We start from the raw sequence: 16,039 nt of genomic DNA, 5'->3' as shown, positions 1-16,039 counted from the left end.
CTGGGCACCTTACACCACCACGTTGACCAGGCGGCCGGGCACCACGATGATCTTCTTGGGCGGCTTGCCTTCGCTGAACTTGGCCACGTCTTCGCTGGCCAGGGCGGCGGCTTCGATGGCGGCTTTGTCGGCGGTGGCACTGACCTTGATCGAGCCGCGCAGCTTGCCGTTGACCTGCAGCATCAGTTCGATCTCGTCTTGCACCAGCGCGGCTTCGTCGACGCCGGGCCAGGGTGCGTCGAGCAGGTCGCCTACTTTGGCGGCGTAGCCCAGGTGTTCCCACAGCACATGCGTGATGTGTGGGCAGGCCGGGTAGAGCACGCGCAGCAGGATGCCGAAGCCTTCTGTCAGCGCGGAACCTCTGACCTGATCGCTATTTTCTTCCTTGAGTTCCACGCTTGCAAAGATCTCTGGCTCAAAAGATTCCAGGGTGTTCAGAAGCTTCATGCATGCGGACACCACGGTGTTGTACTGCATTCGTTCGTAGTCGAAGCTGGCTTGCTTCAAGTTCAAATGAACTTGTCGGCGCAGCTCTTTGACGTCTGAGCCAGCGTCTGAAAGAGACGTGTTGTTCAAAGAGTTGGCTTTTTGAGCCAGCTCTTTGCGCTTGACTCCGAGATTCCACACTCGCTTGATGAAGCGGTGCGCCCCCTCCACGCCGGAGTCGTTCCACTCCAGCGTCTGCTCGGGCGGCGAGGCGAACATCACGAACAGGCGGGCCGTGTCGGCGCCGTACTGCTCGATCAGCTCTTGCGGGTCCACGCCGTTGTTCTTGGATTTGGACATGGTGCCGATGCCGCCGTAGTCCACCAGCGAGCCATCGCTCTTGAGTTTGGCGCCGGTGACGACCTTGCCGCTGGCGTCCATGATGTGCTCGACCTCGTGCGGCCAGAAGTACTCGATGCCGCCTTGCGCCGTTTTGCGCGAGTAGATGTGGTTGAGCACCATGCCCTGCGTCAGCAGTTTCTTGAACGGCTCGTCCACCTTGGTCAGGCCTAGGTCGCGCATCACCTTGGTCCAAAAGCGCGCGTACAGCAAATGCAAGATGGCGTGCTCGATGCCACCGATGTACTGGTCCATGCCACGGTCGCCAGGGGCGTTGGCCGCGCCCATCCAGTACGCGGTGCGCTCGTCCACCATTTGCGTGGCGTTGTCCGGCGCCGTGTAGCGCAGGAAGTACCAGCTCGAATCCACGAAGGTGTCCATCGTGTCGGTTTCGCGCTGGGCGGGCTTGCCGCACTTGGGGCAGGCCACGTTCAGGAAATCGGGGCGCAGCTTGAGCGGGTTGCCGCTGCCATCGGGCACCACGTCTTCGGGCAGGACGACGGGCAGGTCTTTTTCGGGCACGGGCACGGGGCCGCAGTCACCGCAGTGGATGATGGGGATGGGGGTGCCCCAGTAGCGCTGGCGGCTGATGCCCCAGTCGCGCAGGCGCCAGGTGGTTTTCTTCTCGCCGATGCCTTGGGCGGACAGATCTGCAGCAATTGCATTGACTGCGTCGTGATACGCCAGCCCATCGTACTTGCCGGAGTTGATCAGCGTGCCAGTGAGCTTTTGTCCGTACGACTCATGCCACTGAGCAGTGGAAAACTCTGGAACAGATCGGGCACCCTCAGTTGAGCCTGGCTGACCGCCAGGCGCTGCCAGCGTGATCGCTTGAATCACTTGCTTGATCGCGATGCCGTACTTCTTGGCGAACTCGAAGTCGCGCTCATCGTGTGCGGGCACGCCCATCACGGCGCCATCGCCGTAGGACATCAGCACGTAGTTGCCGACCCAAACCTCGACCTGCTCGCCCGTCAAAGGGTGCTTCACGAACAAGCCCGTGGCCTGTCCCTTCTTCTCTTGCGTGGCCAGTTCGGCCTCGGTGGTGCCGCCGGTTTGGCATTCTTCGATGAAGGCTTGCAGCTTGGCGTTCGATGCTGCCGCGTGTGTGGCGAGCGGGTGCTCGGGCGCCACGGCGCAGAAGGTCACACCCATGATGGTGTCGGCGCGCGTGGTGAAGACCCACAGCTGGCCGTCGTTGATCAGCGAACCATCAGCGCCCGTGATGTCGTGCTTGAACGCAAAGCGCACGCCCTCGCTCTTGCCGATCCAGTTCTCCTGCATCACGCGCACGCGCTCGGGCCAGCCGCTCAGGTAGTTCTTGTCCTCGGGGTTGGCCACCGCGCTCAGCAACTCGTCGGCGTACTTGACGATGTTCAGGTAGTAGCCCGGGATCTCGCGCTTCTCCACTGGTGCGCCCGAGCGCCAGCCCTTGCCATCGATCACTTGTTCGTTGGCCAGCACGGTCTGGTCGACCGGGTCCCAGTTCACGGTTTGCGTGCGGCGCTCGCAGATGCCCGCTTCCAGCATCTTCAAGAACAGCCACTGGTTCCACTTGTAATAAGAAGGCTGGCAAGTGGCGATCTCGCGCGACCAGTCGATCGCCAGGCCCATCGCCTTCATCTGCTTCTTCATGTAAGCGATGTTGTCGTAGGTCCATTGCGCGGGCGGCACCTTGTTTTTGAAGGCGGCGTTCTCGGCGGGCAGGCCGAAGGCGTCCCAGCCCATGGGCATCAGCACGTTGTGACCGTTCATGCGCAGGTGGCGCGTGAGCATGTCGTTGATCGTGTAGTTGCGCACGTGGCCCATGTGCAGCTTGCCGCTGGGGTAGGGCAGCATGGAGCAGGCGTAGAAGGGCTTCTTGTTCTTGTCTTCGGTGACGCGGTAGGCGTCGCGCTCGTTCCAGTGCTGCTGGGCACGGGCTTCGATGGCGCACGGGTCGTAAGTTTGGTTTTCGGCTGAGTCGCTCATGGGGGCACCGCAAAGACAAGATCAGGCTAGCGGCCCGGTTTGTGGCGTGCGGGCTTCCAGCCTGTTGAAGGGGGAATCCGGGATTATAGGAAGGGGCCGCCGCTTGCGAGCAGGCCGGCCTGCCTCAGGGTGGCCCGGGCGGTGTCGCTGAGCTCGCGGTGGGCGTCGATGAAGCGGTTGTAGCGTTCGGCCGTGGTGACGATGTAGGGGCCACCGTCGTCCAGTGTCTTGATCTGCACGCCCGCAGGCATGGTCGGCAGGGGGGCGCCACGCCAGGCGCGGTCGTAGACGAACCAGTACACCGGCAGAGGGTGGCCGGGGTCCTCGTCCCGGATGTCGGTGTGGTGCACGGCGGCGCCCTGGGCTTGCCAGAAGCGGATGCAGGTGGTGAACAAGGCTTCAACCCTTGCGGGTTCGGACCAGGCCTGGGCCGCCTCGCCTTGGGACGGCAGGGTCAAGCGCAGGTTGGACCCTCCGCTGTCATGGCCTTGTCCAAGGCTGACGATCAGGCCCGCGCCGCCCCGGCTGGCGGTCATGAACAGCGCGCTGAAGCCGACCTGCGGGTAGCGCGTGTGTGGCGCCACCCCCCGGCGGTCGCCGTTGCCCGGGTTCAAGACGGCCAGTCGCAGGGCGTCCGCGCTGGCGGGCAAGGGCGTCAGGACATCCTTTGGCCCCAGGAAATGCCATTCGGTGCCTGCGGGGCAATGCGGCTGGATCGCGTGCAGGAACCCGACCAGTTTCTGCGCGCACCACTGCGCATCCTGACCATCCGGGTCGGGGCTGCTCCAGCAACAGGAAACCTCGTAGTCAGGCTTGGGCAAAAGGGGTTTGGAGGGCATGCTGACCCATGTTCATCTTTGTCAGAATGATCCCGAGCCGGGACTTGACAATTAAATATGGCTGGAATCATAGCGCTCACAAAGTCGCCATCATACAAAAATGTATCGCTGCTAACAGGCTGCGGAAATATCCAACGTGCGCAGCCCAGCTGCTGACGTGGGGGTTGGTTTTTTTGCGATGGAATCGGATTTTGGCGCCTGAGGGTTAATTCCAAGCCCAATTCAGCGGGAGTTGGGAGGTATTTCGAGGCGTTTTCCCCTCATCACGCGACCATCCAGACGGACTTGCTCCAATGTGCGCATGCGCACGAGGTTGTAGGTGTCAAGTGCCGTGTGATCGCTGGCACAACCCGGACGGTGTTGAGTCCCGAGGCCCAGAACTCGGCGGCTTATGGCATCAGCCATTCGGGCGTTGTGGTGGGTCAGGCCAACAACCAGGCCACCATGTGGAATGGCACGGCGGCGACCACCCTGGGCACCAGCCCCTATGGCATCAGCCCTGCAAAATTCATCCGACCGCCACCGACATGGACAGTCCAAACCCATGCGCAGCGTTGCGGGTTGAACCGTCACGCCTGCCCAGCGCCATTGGTCTCATAAGCACGACATGCAACAGGCTGAGCAGATAGGCGAGCACCGCCGAGAAGGCGTCAAAAAGCCCTTTCAGGCCCAGGCGCGTGATCGCCCGCAGCAGCCAGCGGATGTTGTAGCCCGCCGCGCAGCTCAGCGCATGCAGCGCATCGCCCAGCGCCCCTTGCAGCCAGCAGCGGTCCATCCGGTGGTCAGCCTTGGTGTGGCCGATCAGCGGTTCGATGGCCTGGCGCCGCTTGAGCAGTTTCTTTTCCTGCTCGCTGAGCGACTTGTACTTGCCCCGGTGGATGATCTGAACGCCCGGGTTGTCGGCGTCCACGCCCCGGTAGCCCAGATCGACGATGACCTGTTTGGGCGAGCGGCCGGTGTCCTGCAGCAGGTTGGTGGTTTGTTCGAGCTGAGCGCTGAGCACGTGACCGTCGTACGGGTTGCCGGGGAAGCTGCGCGCCCCCACCATCAGCCCCTGCTTGTGGGTGATGGCCAGGCTGACCTTCACGCCAAACTCGTAAGGGTTGCGGGCCTTGCCTTTGGAGATGCACTCCACCTCAGGGGCGTGCAGGGCGTAGAGCTTGTTCTTGCTGTTGCGCTGTTGGGTGCGGATGCGCTCGGCGCGCTCCAGCCACAGGGCCAGATCGCTGAGCGCCTTAGGGTCGTGGGGCTGGTGTACCGGTGCGCCGCCAGCGGCCACCGCGGCGCGGTCAGCCTCAAGCTTGCGCTGCACCTCGCGCATCACCACCCCCAGGATCGTGCGCTGGCGCTTGACCGTCTTGCGCAGCCGCTTGAACTGCTTGGCATGTGCATAACCGCCAGCCTTGCGGCGCAGCGTCTTGCCTTCCTGGGCATTGGTTTGCTTCAACGCGATGCCCGCACGCTTGGCAGCGGCCACCACCTTGTGGCGCGCGATCTCCAGCAGTCGGCTGTCCACCGGATGAGCGATGGCCTTGGACTGCACGGTGGAGTCGACGATCACTCGCTCCAGGTCCGCTGGCTTGACGGCCTTGATGTCCACGGCGATGTCGATGGTGGCCTTGAGCAACTGCTCCAGACCATACTCGCCCAACAGGCGGCGGAATCGGCCGATCTGCGTGGCATCGCAGGGCAGACGCGGCTCGTAGTAGTCCATGCCGCTGAAGAACTGCCACTGCACGTTCTCGGCCCAGCGCTCGACCACTTCCTCGTCGCTGAGGTTGAAGCTGTGCTTGAGGTACAGCAGGCTGACCATCAGGCGCACTGGCAACCGTGGGCGACCGGCCGGGCTGATGCCCCCGCCCCACTCGCCCTCAAAGGCGCCCGCCAGGTCCTGGCCGATCACGGGCTTGGCGGGTCGAGCCGATCGCGCCAGCTTGGGCGCCACCGCCGTCTCAATCGCGGCCCACGGCAGTCGCGTGGCCAGCACCGCCAGTGGGTGCTTCAGGTCGATCATCTGGGCCAGCCGACAGCGGAAGAAATCGGGCGTCGACATGGGGCAAACCCCTCAGAAATCAAACCACGGGAGTATCGAAATCAAGGGATATTGCTAGCAAAATTCACGCCGAAAGATGAGTGTTCATGCGGGCTCTGGGCAAATTGCAGGGCCGACTATGGCAGCAAGGCCAATGCCATCAACGAGTCGGGCGTGGTCGTGGGGCAATCATTTCGCCATGCCGCCCTGTGGAGTGGCGGGGCACAAACCGATCTGGGGGCCTTGAGCTCGCCTGCTGACATCAGCACGGCCTGGGCCATCAACAGTAGCGGCGTGGTGGTCGGAGAGTCTGTGTTCTCCCAGGCGACGGGCATCAATGAACTGGGGCAGATCGTGGGCACCGCCACCGCCAGTTACGTGTCTTCATTCGATCCGACCTCGAAAAGCACGCGTGACTTCATCTTCACTTTGACGCCTGCGGTGCCTGAAGCCTCCACCTGGGCCATGATGGTTCTGGGTCTGGGTGGGCTGGTGGCCGTGGCCCGGCGGCGCAAGACGCGGTCCTGACTGATCTGGGCCGATTCAGGCCGCGATGCCACGCGGCGTGTGCACAGCCTCAGCGGACGAGGATGACCGCGCTCCAGGCATCAAGCGTCAGTGGAAAGCTGACGGCGGCATTCTTCTTCAGGTCGATGAACTTGCCGCAGTTGGCTGTCACGGTGGTCGGGCAATTGACCGTCAGTTGGCTGCTTCTGGAGCTGTTGTAGAAGCCGTAGGCCTCAACAGCCTGGCGCATGGCGCCTTGGCTGTCATTGCCGATGCTTCGCCACGTGGCCAGACTCATGTCCTCCTTACCCTTCTGGTCTGCCCCATAGTTGTAGGCGAGGATGTTGGCGGCGTTGGGGTTCAGCGTGGCGTATTGGTTTTGCACGTAGGTGCCGAACTGCTGGGTCTTGCCACCGCTGCCGTGGGCGATGTGCAGGATGTTGGGGATGGCCAGCTTGGCCGAGGCGGCATCCCTGCTGGCGACCATGGCGTTGCGTGCGAAGGTGTTCTGGCGCATTTCCCCGTTGAGCCAGCTCTTTTGCGCATTCGAAGGGTTCAGGTCGGGCACGGCATGCTCTTGCATTAAAAAGTTGTTCGAGCGGTTGCGGATGGCCAGGTTGTCGCTGACCTCGTTGTTGAAGGCCGTGTGCAGCATGTAGCCATGCTTCATGCCCGACACATAGTTGCCTTGCACCTTCACACCGTTCACGTAGTCGTCCAGGTAGATGCCGCGTGTGTCGGTGCCTTGGCCCTCGGGCACGCCATCGGTGGAGCCGGTTCCGCCATCGACGATGTTGTGGCGGATGACGATGTTGTTGGGCATCTTGATGCGCGTGATTGGGGTGGTCGGGCTGGCCTTGGCCAACTTGGCCGGGTCATCGGGAGGCTGCAGGACGTAGATGCCGCCGCAGTCTTCGTAGCCGCTGCAGCTGTTGACGATGAGGTTGTTCTCGATGATGTTGTTGAGCGGCGCCGACACGCCGATGTAAGGCGTGTTCTGCACCGTGTTGTTGGCGAACCGGCCGCCCTCGCCCAGCCGAACGGCCGCTTGCGCATAACCGCGCAGTCCGGAGTTGATGATCTTGCTGCCCTCGATGTCGATGTTCACCGAGCGGCGGATGTGGGCCGGGGGCAGCTGCGGCGTCAAGGTGGACCAAAAGCCCAGCCAGATGCCGTCGGTCGCACTGTCCTCTACGGTGGCCCCGGTGATGGTGCAGTTCGCCGAACCGGCCATGGCGATGCCGCGGCGCCCGGCCCGAAGGACGGTGACCTGGCCCAGCGTGACATTGCGGGAAGCGACCAGGGAGATGCCGTCGGAGGCGGTGTCCATGACCAAGATGTTGTTGACCGTGACATTGCCGACGGCCTTGCCAACGATGCCGTTCGGCATGGTGGCGATGGTGACGTTCTGGCCTTGCGGGCTGAGGCCGTTGGGCGCCCAGAGGCTCAACTCGCGGGTGCCCGCGTCGTAGTGCCATTCCCTGGCGCTGTCGAGCATCCAGCGCTTGTTTTCGAGCCAGTAGCCGTGGCCAGCGGGGATGGTGTACTCGTGGGCGATGTACCAGTCCTCCGTGAAGCTCACGGCTTTGACTGCCAGGCTGCTGAAGCTGCCTGGCTTCCAGTCGGCGACGTCATATTCCCCGAGGTCGGATCCGCGCAGGCGGATCATCGCGGTGGCGCCCCTCACCTCTTCGCCAGCGGGCACGATCTTGGGGTTGAGGTTCAGGGTCAGGTGGTCGCCATCGGCCGTGACGCGGGCGAACTGGCTGGACGGCACGGACTTGAAGTCGCCCTTGCCCAGGTTGGGTGTGCGGGCACGGATCAAGCGGTTACCGCCCATGAACACCTGCGACACGCCCGTGGGGGCGACATCGCGGGCGAGCTTGGTCGTGTAGATCGGGTAGGCGGCGTCCTTGGTCCAGGTGGTGCTGGCGAGGTCCACCCGGCGCAATCCGGAGATGCGTGCGGGCTCGTTGCCGCCATAAGTGGTGTAGCTGACGCCAGTGCTCAGGACCAGGGGCTCGGTGAAGGTCTTGGCCGACGCCAAGTAGAGGGTGCCCCCGGGTTCGAGGGCATCGCGCGCCTTGGCCAGTGTTTTCCAGGGCGCCGTGGCGCTGGTGCCGGCATGTTTGGTGTCGTTGCCCAAATCGGGGTTCACGTAGTAAACGGCAGCGTGGCTCAAAGAAGCCTGAGCGAGAGCGAGCAAAGCAAAGCCTGCAGCACCGATGAAGCGCGAAGTCATGTTGTGTGTCGCCCGACTTGGATTCATGGCGCGAATTTACCGGAGTTTTTGCGCTGGGGATGGCCTCAGGGCGGTGTGCACCAGCTCTTGAGCACAATGACCGCATCTGGTCTGTTCAATCGGGCATTGGTTCACAAAACTGCCGAAACAAGTCCGCCAGCGTCTTGCCCGGTTCATCCTTGAAGGTGCGCGGCCCCACCTCCAGTTGCTTAATGCGGTCGATGCGGAACTGGCGGAAGTCCGCGCGCAGTTCGCACCAGGCCGACAGCGTCCACACAGTGTCCCAATACAGGCAGGCCAGCGGCCGCAGCCAACGGCCTGTGGGCTGGCCGTTCACATCCTGGTACTGGATGCAGACCACACTTTTCGACTCGATCGCTTTGCGCAACTGGCCCAGGCGGTTCAGGTGAAGCGGCTCATGGGGTCGTGACAGCGAGTGCAGCTGCAGGCTGTCGGCGGCGGCGCGGCTGTCCGTGGGCAACACGCTCAGGATCTTGCTCAAAGCTTCGTCGGCCTGGGCTGCCAGGTCCGGATCCAGCCGGTGGCGCGCGATGCGCACCGACGCCACCAGGGCCTGGGCTTGCTCGGCGGTGAACATGAGCGGGGGCAGGTTGTAGTCGCGCGCCACGCGGTAGCCCACGCCGGCCTCGCCCTCAATGGGCACGCCCTGCGCTTGCAAGGCGGCCACATCGCGGTAGACCGTCCGTGCCGAGACCTCCAGGCGCTGCGCCAGCCAGTCCGCCGTGGACAGGCGGCGGCCTCGCATCAGTTGGAGCAGTTGGAAGAGTCGGTCGGCGCGGCGCATGGTGCCGGTATTGTGCTCAGCTTTGCGCGTGCAGGCCCACGCGGCGGCCTTCCGGGTCGGTCACGTGGGCGAAACAGCCCATGCCCTGGGGCAGTTCCTGGCGAGGCGTGATGATGCGGCCGCCTGCGGCTTCAACGCGTTGCAGGGCGGCGTCCAGGCTGGGTTCGGCGTTCAGGTAGACCAGGGCGGCACCGTGGTGGTCGAGTGGGGCGTTGGGTTCGGCCGTCAGGCAGCCATGGATGCCGCCGTCGTCTGACGGGAAGACCGCCATGTCGGCCCCGCCAAAGTTCTCGCGCTTGAGCTTCACGCCAAGCATCTTTTCGTAGAACGGCTGGGTGCGCTCAATGCTGCGAACCGGCAGTTCAAACCAGTGGATGGCGTGGCGAATGGCGGTGGTTGAATTGCTCATGACAGGCTCCTTGGGGTTGTTGACAGGAGCCCTCATGGTGCCCAGGGGCTCCTGACAGCGTGGTGTCAGCAGGTTGCGCTCGCCAGCGTTTCAAGGTGCTTGGCCAGGCGTGCCTGTGTGGCCTCCGAGACAGCGCTCATCGGCGGGCGCAACTCGTTGTCCACCCAGCCCAATTGGTGCAGTGCTGCTTTGACTCCACCGGGATTGGGCTCGTCGAACAAGGTGCTCACCAGCGGCGCCAAGGCATGGAAGATCGCGCGGGCGTCTGCCAATCGTTGCGCTTGCACCGCGCGGTACATGGCCACGAACAGGTCGGGCCGCACCTGGGCCGAGGCGGCGATGGCCCCGTGCCCGCCCATGCACAGTGACGAGAACACGGCCGCGTCTTCACCACTCAGCACGGCCAGGCGCCCATCGGCGATCAGCGCTTGCGTTTTGTCGGGCGATCCACCGCAGTCCTTCAGGGCCTGGATGTTGGGGTGGGCGGCCAGGGCGAGCAGCGTGTCCAGCGTGATGTCGACCCCCGTGCGGTAGGGGATGTCGTACAGCACCAGCGGCACCGCGGACGCGTCGGCCAGGCGGGTGAAATGATCGGCAATGCCTGGCTGCGAGGGGCGCATGTAATACGGCGCAGGCACCATCACCCCGGCGATGGGTCGGGTGGTGAAGGCTTTCAAGCGCCGCATCAGATCGCCTTGGTGCACGCCGGCCAGCCCGACCATCACCGGCAGGCCCTGGGCGGCCTCCAGCACGGTGTCGAGCACGGCCAGTTGCTCGTCATCGTCCAACATGGCGGGCTCGCCCGTGGTGCCCAGCGGGGCCAATCCATGAACCTCGTTGGCGACGCAATGGCCCACCAATCGCCGCAAGGCCGCGTGGTCTATTGCGCCGTTCTGAAAGGGCGTGACCAGCGGCACCCAAATGCCTGAAAAAACGGAAGCCATCGAGAACTCTCCTGAAACATTGACCGCATGAAGGGGCCGTTCAGAAAAGCTCAGGAAAAGTGTGTGCGGGAGCCCATGCAGGGCACTTCAGCTGCTGTTCCGTCGCTCATCTGGACGGAACAGCGTGGCTCCGGTCAGATGAGCTGCTGTTTTTTGGATTTGGACACCGACCGGGCCACGCAGGAACCTGCCTTGCCAGAGGGCTCGGTCCGGGTCGTGCGAAGCATGTTGGTGTCGTTCATGGCTTCAGTGTACCCAATGAGCTGATGAACTCGCGCACCGCCTGCGCAAACGCCTGCGGCTGTTGCAGCGTGACCCAATGGCCAGCGTCCAGTTCGCGTCGGCTCAATCGCGGGACCCAGCGTTCAAGATCGTCCGTGAGCGCCGGGCTGACGAAGTGGTCCTTCTTGGCCACCAGCAGCAGCGTGGGCGCATGGGCAAAGCGCTCGCGCGGCCGCATCATGCAGGCGAACACGTTGGCGCGGTACAGGTTGATGCCAAGGGCGCCGTCTTCGGCCTGTGATGCCCGGGGCTCGATGTGGGTGCCTTCCAGAAAGCGCATCAGGCCGGGCCAGTGGCGGCCCAGCACCCGGCGCCACAGGGCTTCGGGCAGCCAGGGCAGTTGGAAAAAATAGATGTACCAGGACTTGAGCGATTGCATGCCCAATTGGCTCAGGCCCGAGATGCTGGGATGGCGCATGCGCGCGCGCATCCAGAAGCCGACGTGGTCCAGCGAAGGGCCCGAGCACGAGGTGTAAGACGCGATGCGGCCCTTCAGGGCCGGTTCGGTGACGAACTCCCAGCTCTGCACCGAGCCCCAGTCGTGCGCCACCAGGTGCACCGGCTGGTCGGGGCTGACTGCGTTGATCACAGCGGTAAAGTCTTCGGTCAGCCTGGCCAGCTTGTAGTCGGCCACGGCCTGGGGCTTGAAAGACTCGCCCGCGCCTCGCACGTCGTAGGCCACCACGTCGAAGTCCTGGCGCAGATGGTGGGCCACGCCCTCCCATTTGCTGCTGTTGTCGGGGTAGCCGTGCACCAGCACCATGACGGGCTTGCCCGTGGTGCCCCAGCGCTGCAGGGCCAGACGGCCGCCGGGGGCCTGGACAAAGGAGGTCGTGCTGGTTGGCGTGGTGTGGTCGTTCATCCGGTCGGATGTTAATGACTCGCCGGTCAGTGGCCTAGGGGGCAGCGCGACAACAGGGAAGTGCCCGCGACATTCGGCCTGCGGGTCTTCCTTGGGGCTCAGGTGGTGCAGGCCTGGCGCACGGCGCGCTCCCATTGCGCCATCAGCGCCTGGGCCCGTTCGCGGGGCAGGGTGGGGTGGAAGACGCGGTCGGTTTGCCACAAGCGCGCCAGGGTGGCGGTGTCCTGGTAGAACCCGCAGGACAAGCCCGCCAGGAAGGCCGCGCCCAGGGCCGTGGTCTCGACCACCTTGGGCCGCACCACCGGGATGCCCAGCAGGTCGGCCTGGAACTGCATCAGCAGGTTGTTCACGCAGGCGCCACCGTCGACGCGCAGTTCGGTCACGGGGTGGCCCCCGGCGGCGACGGCATCGCGGCTCATGGCCAGCAGCAGGGCGGCGCTTTGGAAGGCGATGGATTCAAGTGCCGCGCGCGCGATGTGCGCCACCGTGCTGCCCCGCGTCAGGCCGACGATGGCACCGCGTGCTTCGCTGTCCCAATAGGGCGCGCCCAGGCCGGTGAAGGCGGGCACGAAGATCACGCCGCCCGAATCGGGCACGCTCTCGGCCAGGGACTGCACTTCGCTGGCGGCCTTGATGGCTTGCAAGCCGTCGCGCAGCCACTGCACCACGGCGCCACCGATGAAGACGCTGCCTTCCAGAGCGTATTGGGGATGCGGGCCCACTTGAGCGGCCGCCGTGGTCAGAAGGCCATTGCCCGAAGGCTGGGCCAGGCCGCCGGTGTGCATCAGCATGAAGCAGCCGGTGCCGTAGGTGTTCTTGGCCAGGCCAGCGTTGAAGCCCGCCTGCCCGAACAGCGCGGCCTGTTGGTCGCCCGCGATGCCGCCGATGCGCAGGCCTTTCAAGCCATCCACCTCGGCCACGCCAAACGCATGGCTGGAGGGATGCACCGTGGGCAGCAGCGAAGGCGGGATGTCGAGCAAGCTCAACAACTCCTCATCCCATTGCTGGGTGTGGATGTTGAGCAGCAAGGTGCGCGAGGCGTTGCTGACGTCGGTGGCGTGCACGCGCCCGCCCGTCAACTGCCACAGCAGCCAGCTGTCCACCGTGCCGAAGGCCAGCTCGCCGCGCTCGGCCGCGCTGCGCGCCCCGTCCACGTTGTCGAGCAGCCATTTCAGCTTGGTGCCCGAAAAGTAGGGGTCGATGACCAGGCCGGTCTTGTCGCGGATGGTGTCGCCCAGGCCGCGCTCGCGCCACTGGGCGCACAGGCTTTCGGTGCGGCGGTCTTGCCAGACGATGGCGTGGGCGATGGGCTCGCCGGTGTCGCGTCGCCACAGCACGGTGGTCTCGCGCTGGTTGGTGATGCCGATGGCGCGCACGTCGCTCAGGGCATGGCCTAGCGACTGGGCTTGTTGCAAGGCGATCAGGGCGGTGTCGCGCTGGCTGGTCCACAGCTCGATTGGGTCGTGCTCGACCCATCCGGGGCGCGGGTAGATCTGGCGGATCTCGCGTTGGGCCTGCGCCAGGATCTGGCCGTGTTCGTCGAACACGATGCTGCGTGAACTGGAGGTGCCCTGGTCGAGGGCGAGGATCAAGGCCATGTCAGGGCGCGATGGTCAGTGCCACACCGGCTTCTTGCAGCATGGCCGGGAAGGGCGCGGGCGGCAGGGCTTCGGTGAACACGCGTTTGATGTGGTGCAGGCGGCCAGATTCGGCCAGCGCGGCCTGGTTGAACTTGCTCACGTCGGTGGCCAGCCAGCATTCGCGCGCTTGCGCCATCATGGCCTGGGCCACGGGCAACTCGCGCAGATCGATGTCGCGCATGGTGCCGTCGGGGTCGATGCCCATGGTGGATTGGATGGTGATGTCCACCTTGAACTGCTGCAAAAAGGCCACCGTGGTGTCGCCTTCGAGCGCGCAGTCGCGGGTGCGCAGGATGCCCCCGGCGATGTGCAGTTTGCAGTCGGGGTGTTCGCTCAAAACCTGGGCAGCGTGCAGGTTGTGCGTGATGATGCGCAGGCCAGGGCGGCGCAGCAACTCGCGCGCAATCGCCTCGACCGTGGTGCCATTGCCCAGCATGATGCTGGCGCCGTCGGGAATGGCCGTGACCACCGAACGTGCGATGCGCGCTTTCGCATCGGCGCGCAGGGCTTGCCGCTCTTTCCAGGCGCCCACCGACGGCGCGGCGCGTGGCAGGCTGACCCCTCCGTGAAAACGCAACAACAGGCCCGCGTCGGCCAGGCGCTGCACATCGCGGCGCACCGTCTGCATGGTCACGTTCAGGCGCAAAGCCAAGCGTTCAACCGAGACCGCGCCCCGTGCGCGCACTTCTTCCAGCAGCGCGATCTGGCGGGGGTTGGGGCTCCAGTCGTCGTGGTCGGGGGCGGCGACGGAATCCTTGGTGGGGGGCGTAGAACTTGGCATCGCCAGCAGATTAAACGAAAAAAAGCAACAATAATGAAGATTAACGCGCTTGCCTAGTGGGGAACGATCGCGTACAACTCACGCCGCACGTCACCCCAGAAAAAGGAAGCTTCTTTTGTCATCGCCCCCTTCAGAGCTTGCCTCGGCGGACCACCACTGCGACGTCCTTGTGGTGGGTGGTGGCATCAACGGTGTCGGCATCGCGCGCGACCTGGCCGGGCGCGGTTGGAGCGTGGTGTTGTGCGAGCAGGATGACCTGGCCAGCCACACCTCGTCGGCGTCCACCAAGCTGATCCACGGGGGCCTGCGTTACCTGGAATACGGCGAGTTCTCGCTGGTGCGCAAGGCCCTGGCCGAGCGCGAGTTGTTGCTGCGCTCCGCCCCGCACATCATGTGGCCGCTGCGCTTTGTATTGCCACACGATGCTTCGATGCGCCCGGCCTGGATGATCCGCGTGGGGCTGTGGCTGTACGACAACCTGGCGGTGCGTGAGTTCCTGCCCGCCAGCAGCACGATCAGCCTGCAAGGCAATCCTTTGGGCGCGCCTTTGAACGCGAAGTGGTCCAAGGCTTTTGTGTATTCCGATGGCTGGGTGGACGATGCCCGCTTGGTGACGCTGTGCGCCATGGATGCCGCTGAACGTGGCGCGATGATCTTGCCGCGCACCCGCTGCGAAAAGCTGCAGGCCATGCCTGGGGGCTGGCTGGCCGAGTTGGTCAACCGTGATCCGACCACGCAAGAGGCCACGCACACCATCCGTGTCAGGGCGCGTGCTGTGGTCAATGCAGGTGGGCCCTGGGCCGAGCATTTGCTCAGGCAGGTCATGGGGGTGCAGCCCAAGGCTTCTTCATCCAGCAAGCGGGATGCGGCGAATGCGCATTTGCGTTTGGTCAAGGGCAGCCACATCGTGGTGCCGCGCATCTTCAACCACGACCATGCCTACATCTTCCAGGGTGAAGACCGGCGCATCATTTTCGCGATTCCGTATGAGCGCAACTTCACTCTGATCGGCACCACCGACGTGGAGCACAAGGCGGCGCCCGGCGCGGTGGGGGTCGATCCTGAAGAGGTGATGTACCTGTGCCAGCACGCCAGCCGCTACTTCCGCCAGGCGGTGCAGCCGGGCGATGTGGTTTGGCAGTTCGCGGGCGTGCGCCCTTTGCTGGACGATGCCAGTGGCAAGGCCTCAGCCGTGACGCGCGACTATCGGCTGGAGGCGCATGCCCATCCGTCGCCATGGTTGACGGTGTGGGGCGGCAAGCTCACCACCTTCCGTTTGCTGTCAGAAGAAGCGGCTGACATGGTGGGGCGCCAGTTGGGCGAGTTGCGCCACCGCTGGACGGCCGATGCGGTTTTGCCGGGCGGGCAGTTGACCGATCTGATCGATGAGGCTGTGCACCCTGAGTTGGACATGACCGAGTTCCAGTCACGCTTGCGTCGCCGTCATCCTTGGTTGGACCTGGGTTTGATGCGGCGCTGGACGCGTGCCTATGGCAGCCGTGTTTTGCGCCTGCTGGACGGCGTGACTTCGCGGGCCGATCTGGGTGAGGAGGTGGCGCCCGATCTGTACGAGATCGAGCTGTTTTACCTGAAGCGCCACGAGTGGGCGCACACGGCCGATGACATCTTGTGGCGGCGCAGCAAGCTGGGTTTGCACTACACGCCTGAGCAGCGCCAGGCGGTGGCCGATTGGTTGCTGGCGCAGGCGGCGCCGGGGCGCACGCTGGGGTTTCACCACAGTGGAATGAGCCGCTGAGTGCTTTGCTTTGGTGTGCTTCGTCTTGAGAGCGCGGGGCGGTGATGAGGCGCAGGCGGGCGGGGCTCCTGCGGGGGCGGTCCACCGCTTTGCGGCGGACTGCTCTCGGTGCTCGCCCAGGGCGGGGATCGTCCGAAACTCGCC

At 64.6% G+C, this 16,039-nt stretch carries 12 protein-coding genes; 2 read left to right on the top strand and 10 right to left on the bottom strand.

Annotated features, from left to right (window positions below; all coding sequences use genetic code 11):
* Window positions 1-9 precede the first annotated feature (9 nt).
* The 3 genes from leuS to PSV38_RS16980 form a co-directional block, all read right to left on the bottom strand.
* Entirely contained in the window at window positions 10-2,796 is a 2,787-nt protein-coding gene (gene leuS / locus PSV38_RS16990; protein WP_300549495.1) for a leucine--tRNA ligase, read from the bottom strand.
* Between the two features lie 83 nt (window positions 2,797-2,879).
* Window positions 2,880-3,635, bottom strand: coding sequence for an Imm52 family immunity protein (locus tag PSV38_RS16985; RefSeq protein WP_300549493.1), 756 nt, complete (start codon window positions 3,633-3,635; stop codon window positions 2,880-2,882).
* 508 nt (window positions 3,636-4,143) lie between these two features.
* Complete coding sequence (locus PSV38_RS16980; protein ID WP_300549491.1) at window positions 4,144-5,688, bottom strand: IS5 family transposase; 1,545 nt, start codon at window positions 5,686-5,688, stop codon at window positions 4,144-4,146.
* Window positions 5,689-5,847: 159 nt separating this feature from the next.
* On the opposite strand from PSV38_RS16980, the gene PSV38_RS16975 reads away from it, so the two are divergent.
* On the top strand, window positions 5,848-6,195 hold the full coding sequence (locus PSV38_RS16975; protein WP_300549489.1) for a PEP-CTERM sorting domain-containing protein: 348 nt from the start codon (window positions 5,848-5,850) through the stop codon (window positions 6,193-6,195).
* A 49-nt stretch (window positions 6,196-6,244) separates the two neighbouring features.
* Here the strand turns inward: PSV38_RS16975 and PSV38_RS16970 are convergent, their stop codons facing one another.
* From PSV38_RS16970 to PSV38_RS16940, 7 genes are all read right to left on the bottom strand, one after another.
* On the bottom strand, window positions 6,245-8,416 hold the full coding sequence (locus tag PSV38_RS16970) for a right-handed parallel beta-helix repeat-containing protein (RefSeq protein ID WP_300549487.1): 2,172 nt from the start codon (window positions 8,414-8,416) through the stop codon (window positions 6,245-6,247).
* 115 nt (window positions 8,417-8,531) lie between these two features.
* Entirely contained in the window at window positions 8,532-9,221 is a 690-nt protein-coding gene (locus tag PSV38_RS16965) for a YafY family protein (protein ID WP_300549485.1), read from the bottom strand.
* A gap of 16 nt (window positions 9,222-9,237) precedes the next feature.
* Window positions 9,238-9,630 (bottom strand): VOC family protein, encoded by a 393-nt coding sequence (locus PSV38_RS16960; protein WP_300549483.1) that lies wholly within the window; start codon window positions 9,628-9,630, stop codon window positions 9,238-9,240.
* A gap of 65 nt (window positions 9,631-9,695) precedes the next feature.
* Window positions 9,696-10,574, bottom strand: coding sequence for a 4-hydroxy-tetrahydrodipicolinate synthase (dapA, locus tag PSV38_RS16955; RefSeq protein WP_300549481.1), 879 nt, complete (start codon window positions 10,572-10,574; stop codon window positions 9,696-9,698).
* 238 nt (window positions 10,575-10,812) lie between these two features.
* Window positions 10,813-11,718 carry an alpha/beta fold hydrolase gene (locus PSV38_RS16950; RefSeq protein WP_300549479.1) on the bottom strand — a complete coding sequence of 302 codons (906 nt, stop codon included), beginning with the start codon at window positions 11,716-11,718 and terminating at the stop codon, window positions 10,813-10,815.
* 98 nt (window positions 11,719-11,816) lie between these two features.
* On the bottom strand, window positions 11,817-13,316 hold the full coding sequence (gene glpK, locus PSV38_RS16945; protein ID WP_300549477.1) for a glycerol kinase GlpK: 1,500 nt from the start codon (window positions 13,314-13,316) through the stop codon (window positions 11,817-11,819).
* A 1-nt stretch (window position 13,317) separates the two neighbouring features.
* Window positions 13,318-14,139 carry a DeoR/GlpR family DNA-binding transcription regulator gene (locus PSV38_RS16940; protein WP_300549475.1) on the bottom strand — a complete coding sequence of 274 codons (822 nt, stop codon included), beginning with the start codon at window positions 14,137-14,139 and terminating at the stop codon, window positions 13,318-13,320.
* 115 nt (window positions 14,140-14,254) lie between these two features.
* On the opposite strand from PSV38_RS16940, the gene glpD reads away from it, so the two are divergent.
* The gene (gene glpD, locus PSV38_RS16935) at window positions 14,255-15,895 is read left to right on the top strand and encodes a glycerol-3-phosphate dehydrogenase (RefSeq protein ID WP_300549474.1); all 1,641 of its coding nucleotides are present in this window, start codon (window positions 14,255-14,257) and stop codon (window positions 15,893-15,895) included.
* Window positions 15,896-16,039 lie beyond the last annotated feature (144 nt).

It is taken from the genome of Aquabacterium sp., from assembly GCF_029946005.1.
GTDB lineage: Bacteria > Pseudomonadota > Gammaproteobacteria > Burkholderiales > Burkholderiaceae_C > Aquabacterium.
Note: the sequence above shows the minus strand (reverse complement) of the source record. Positions and strands in the feature narration are given on the sequence as shown.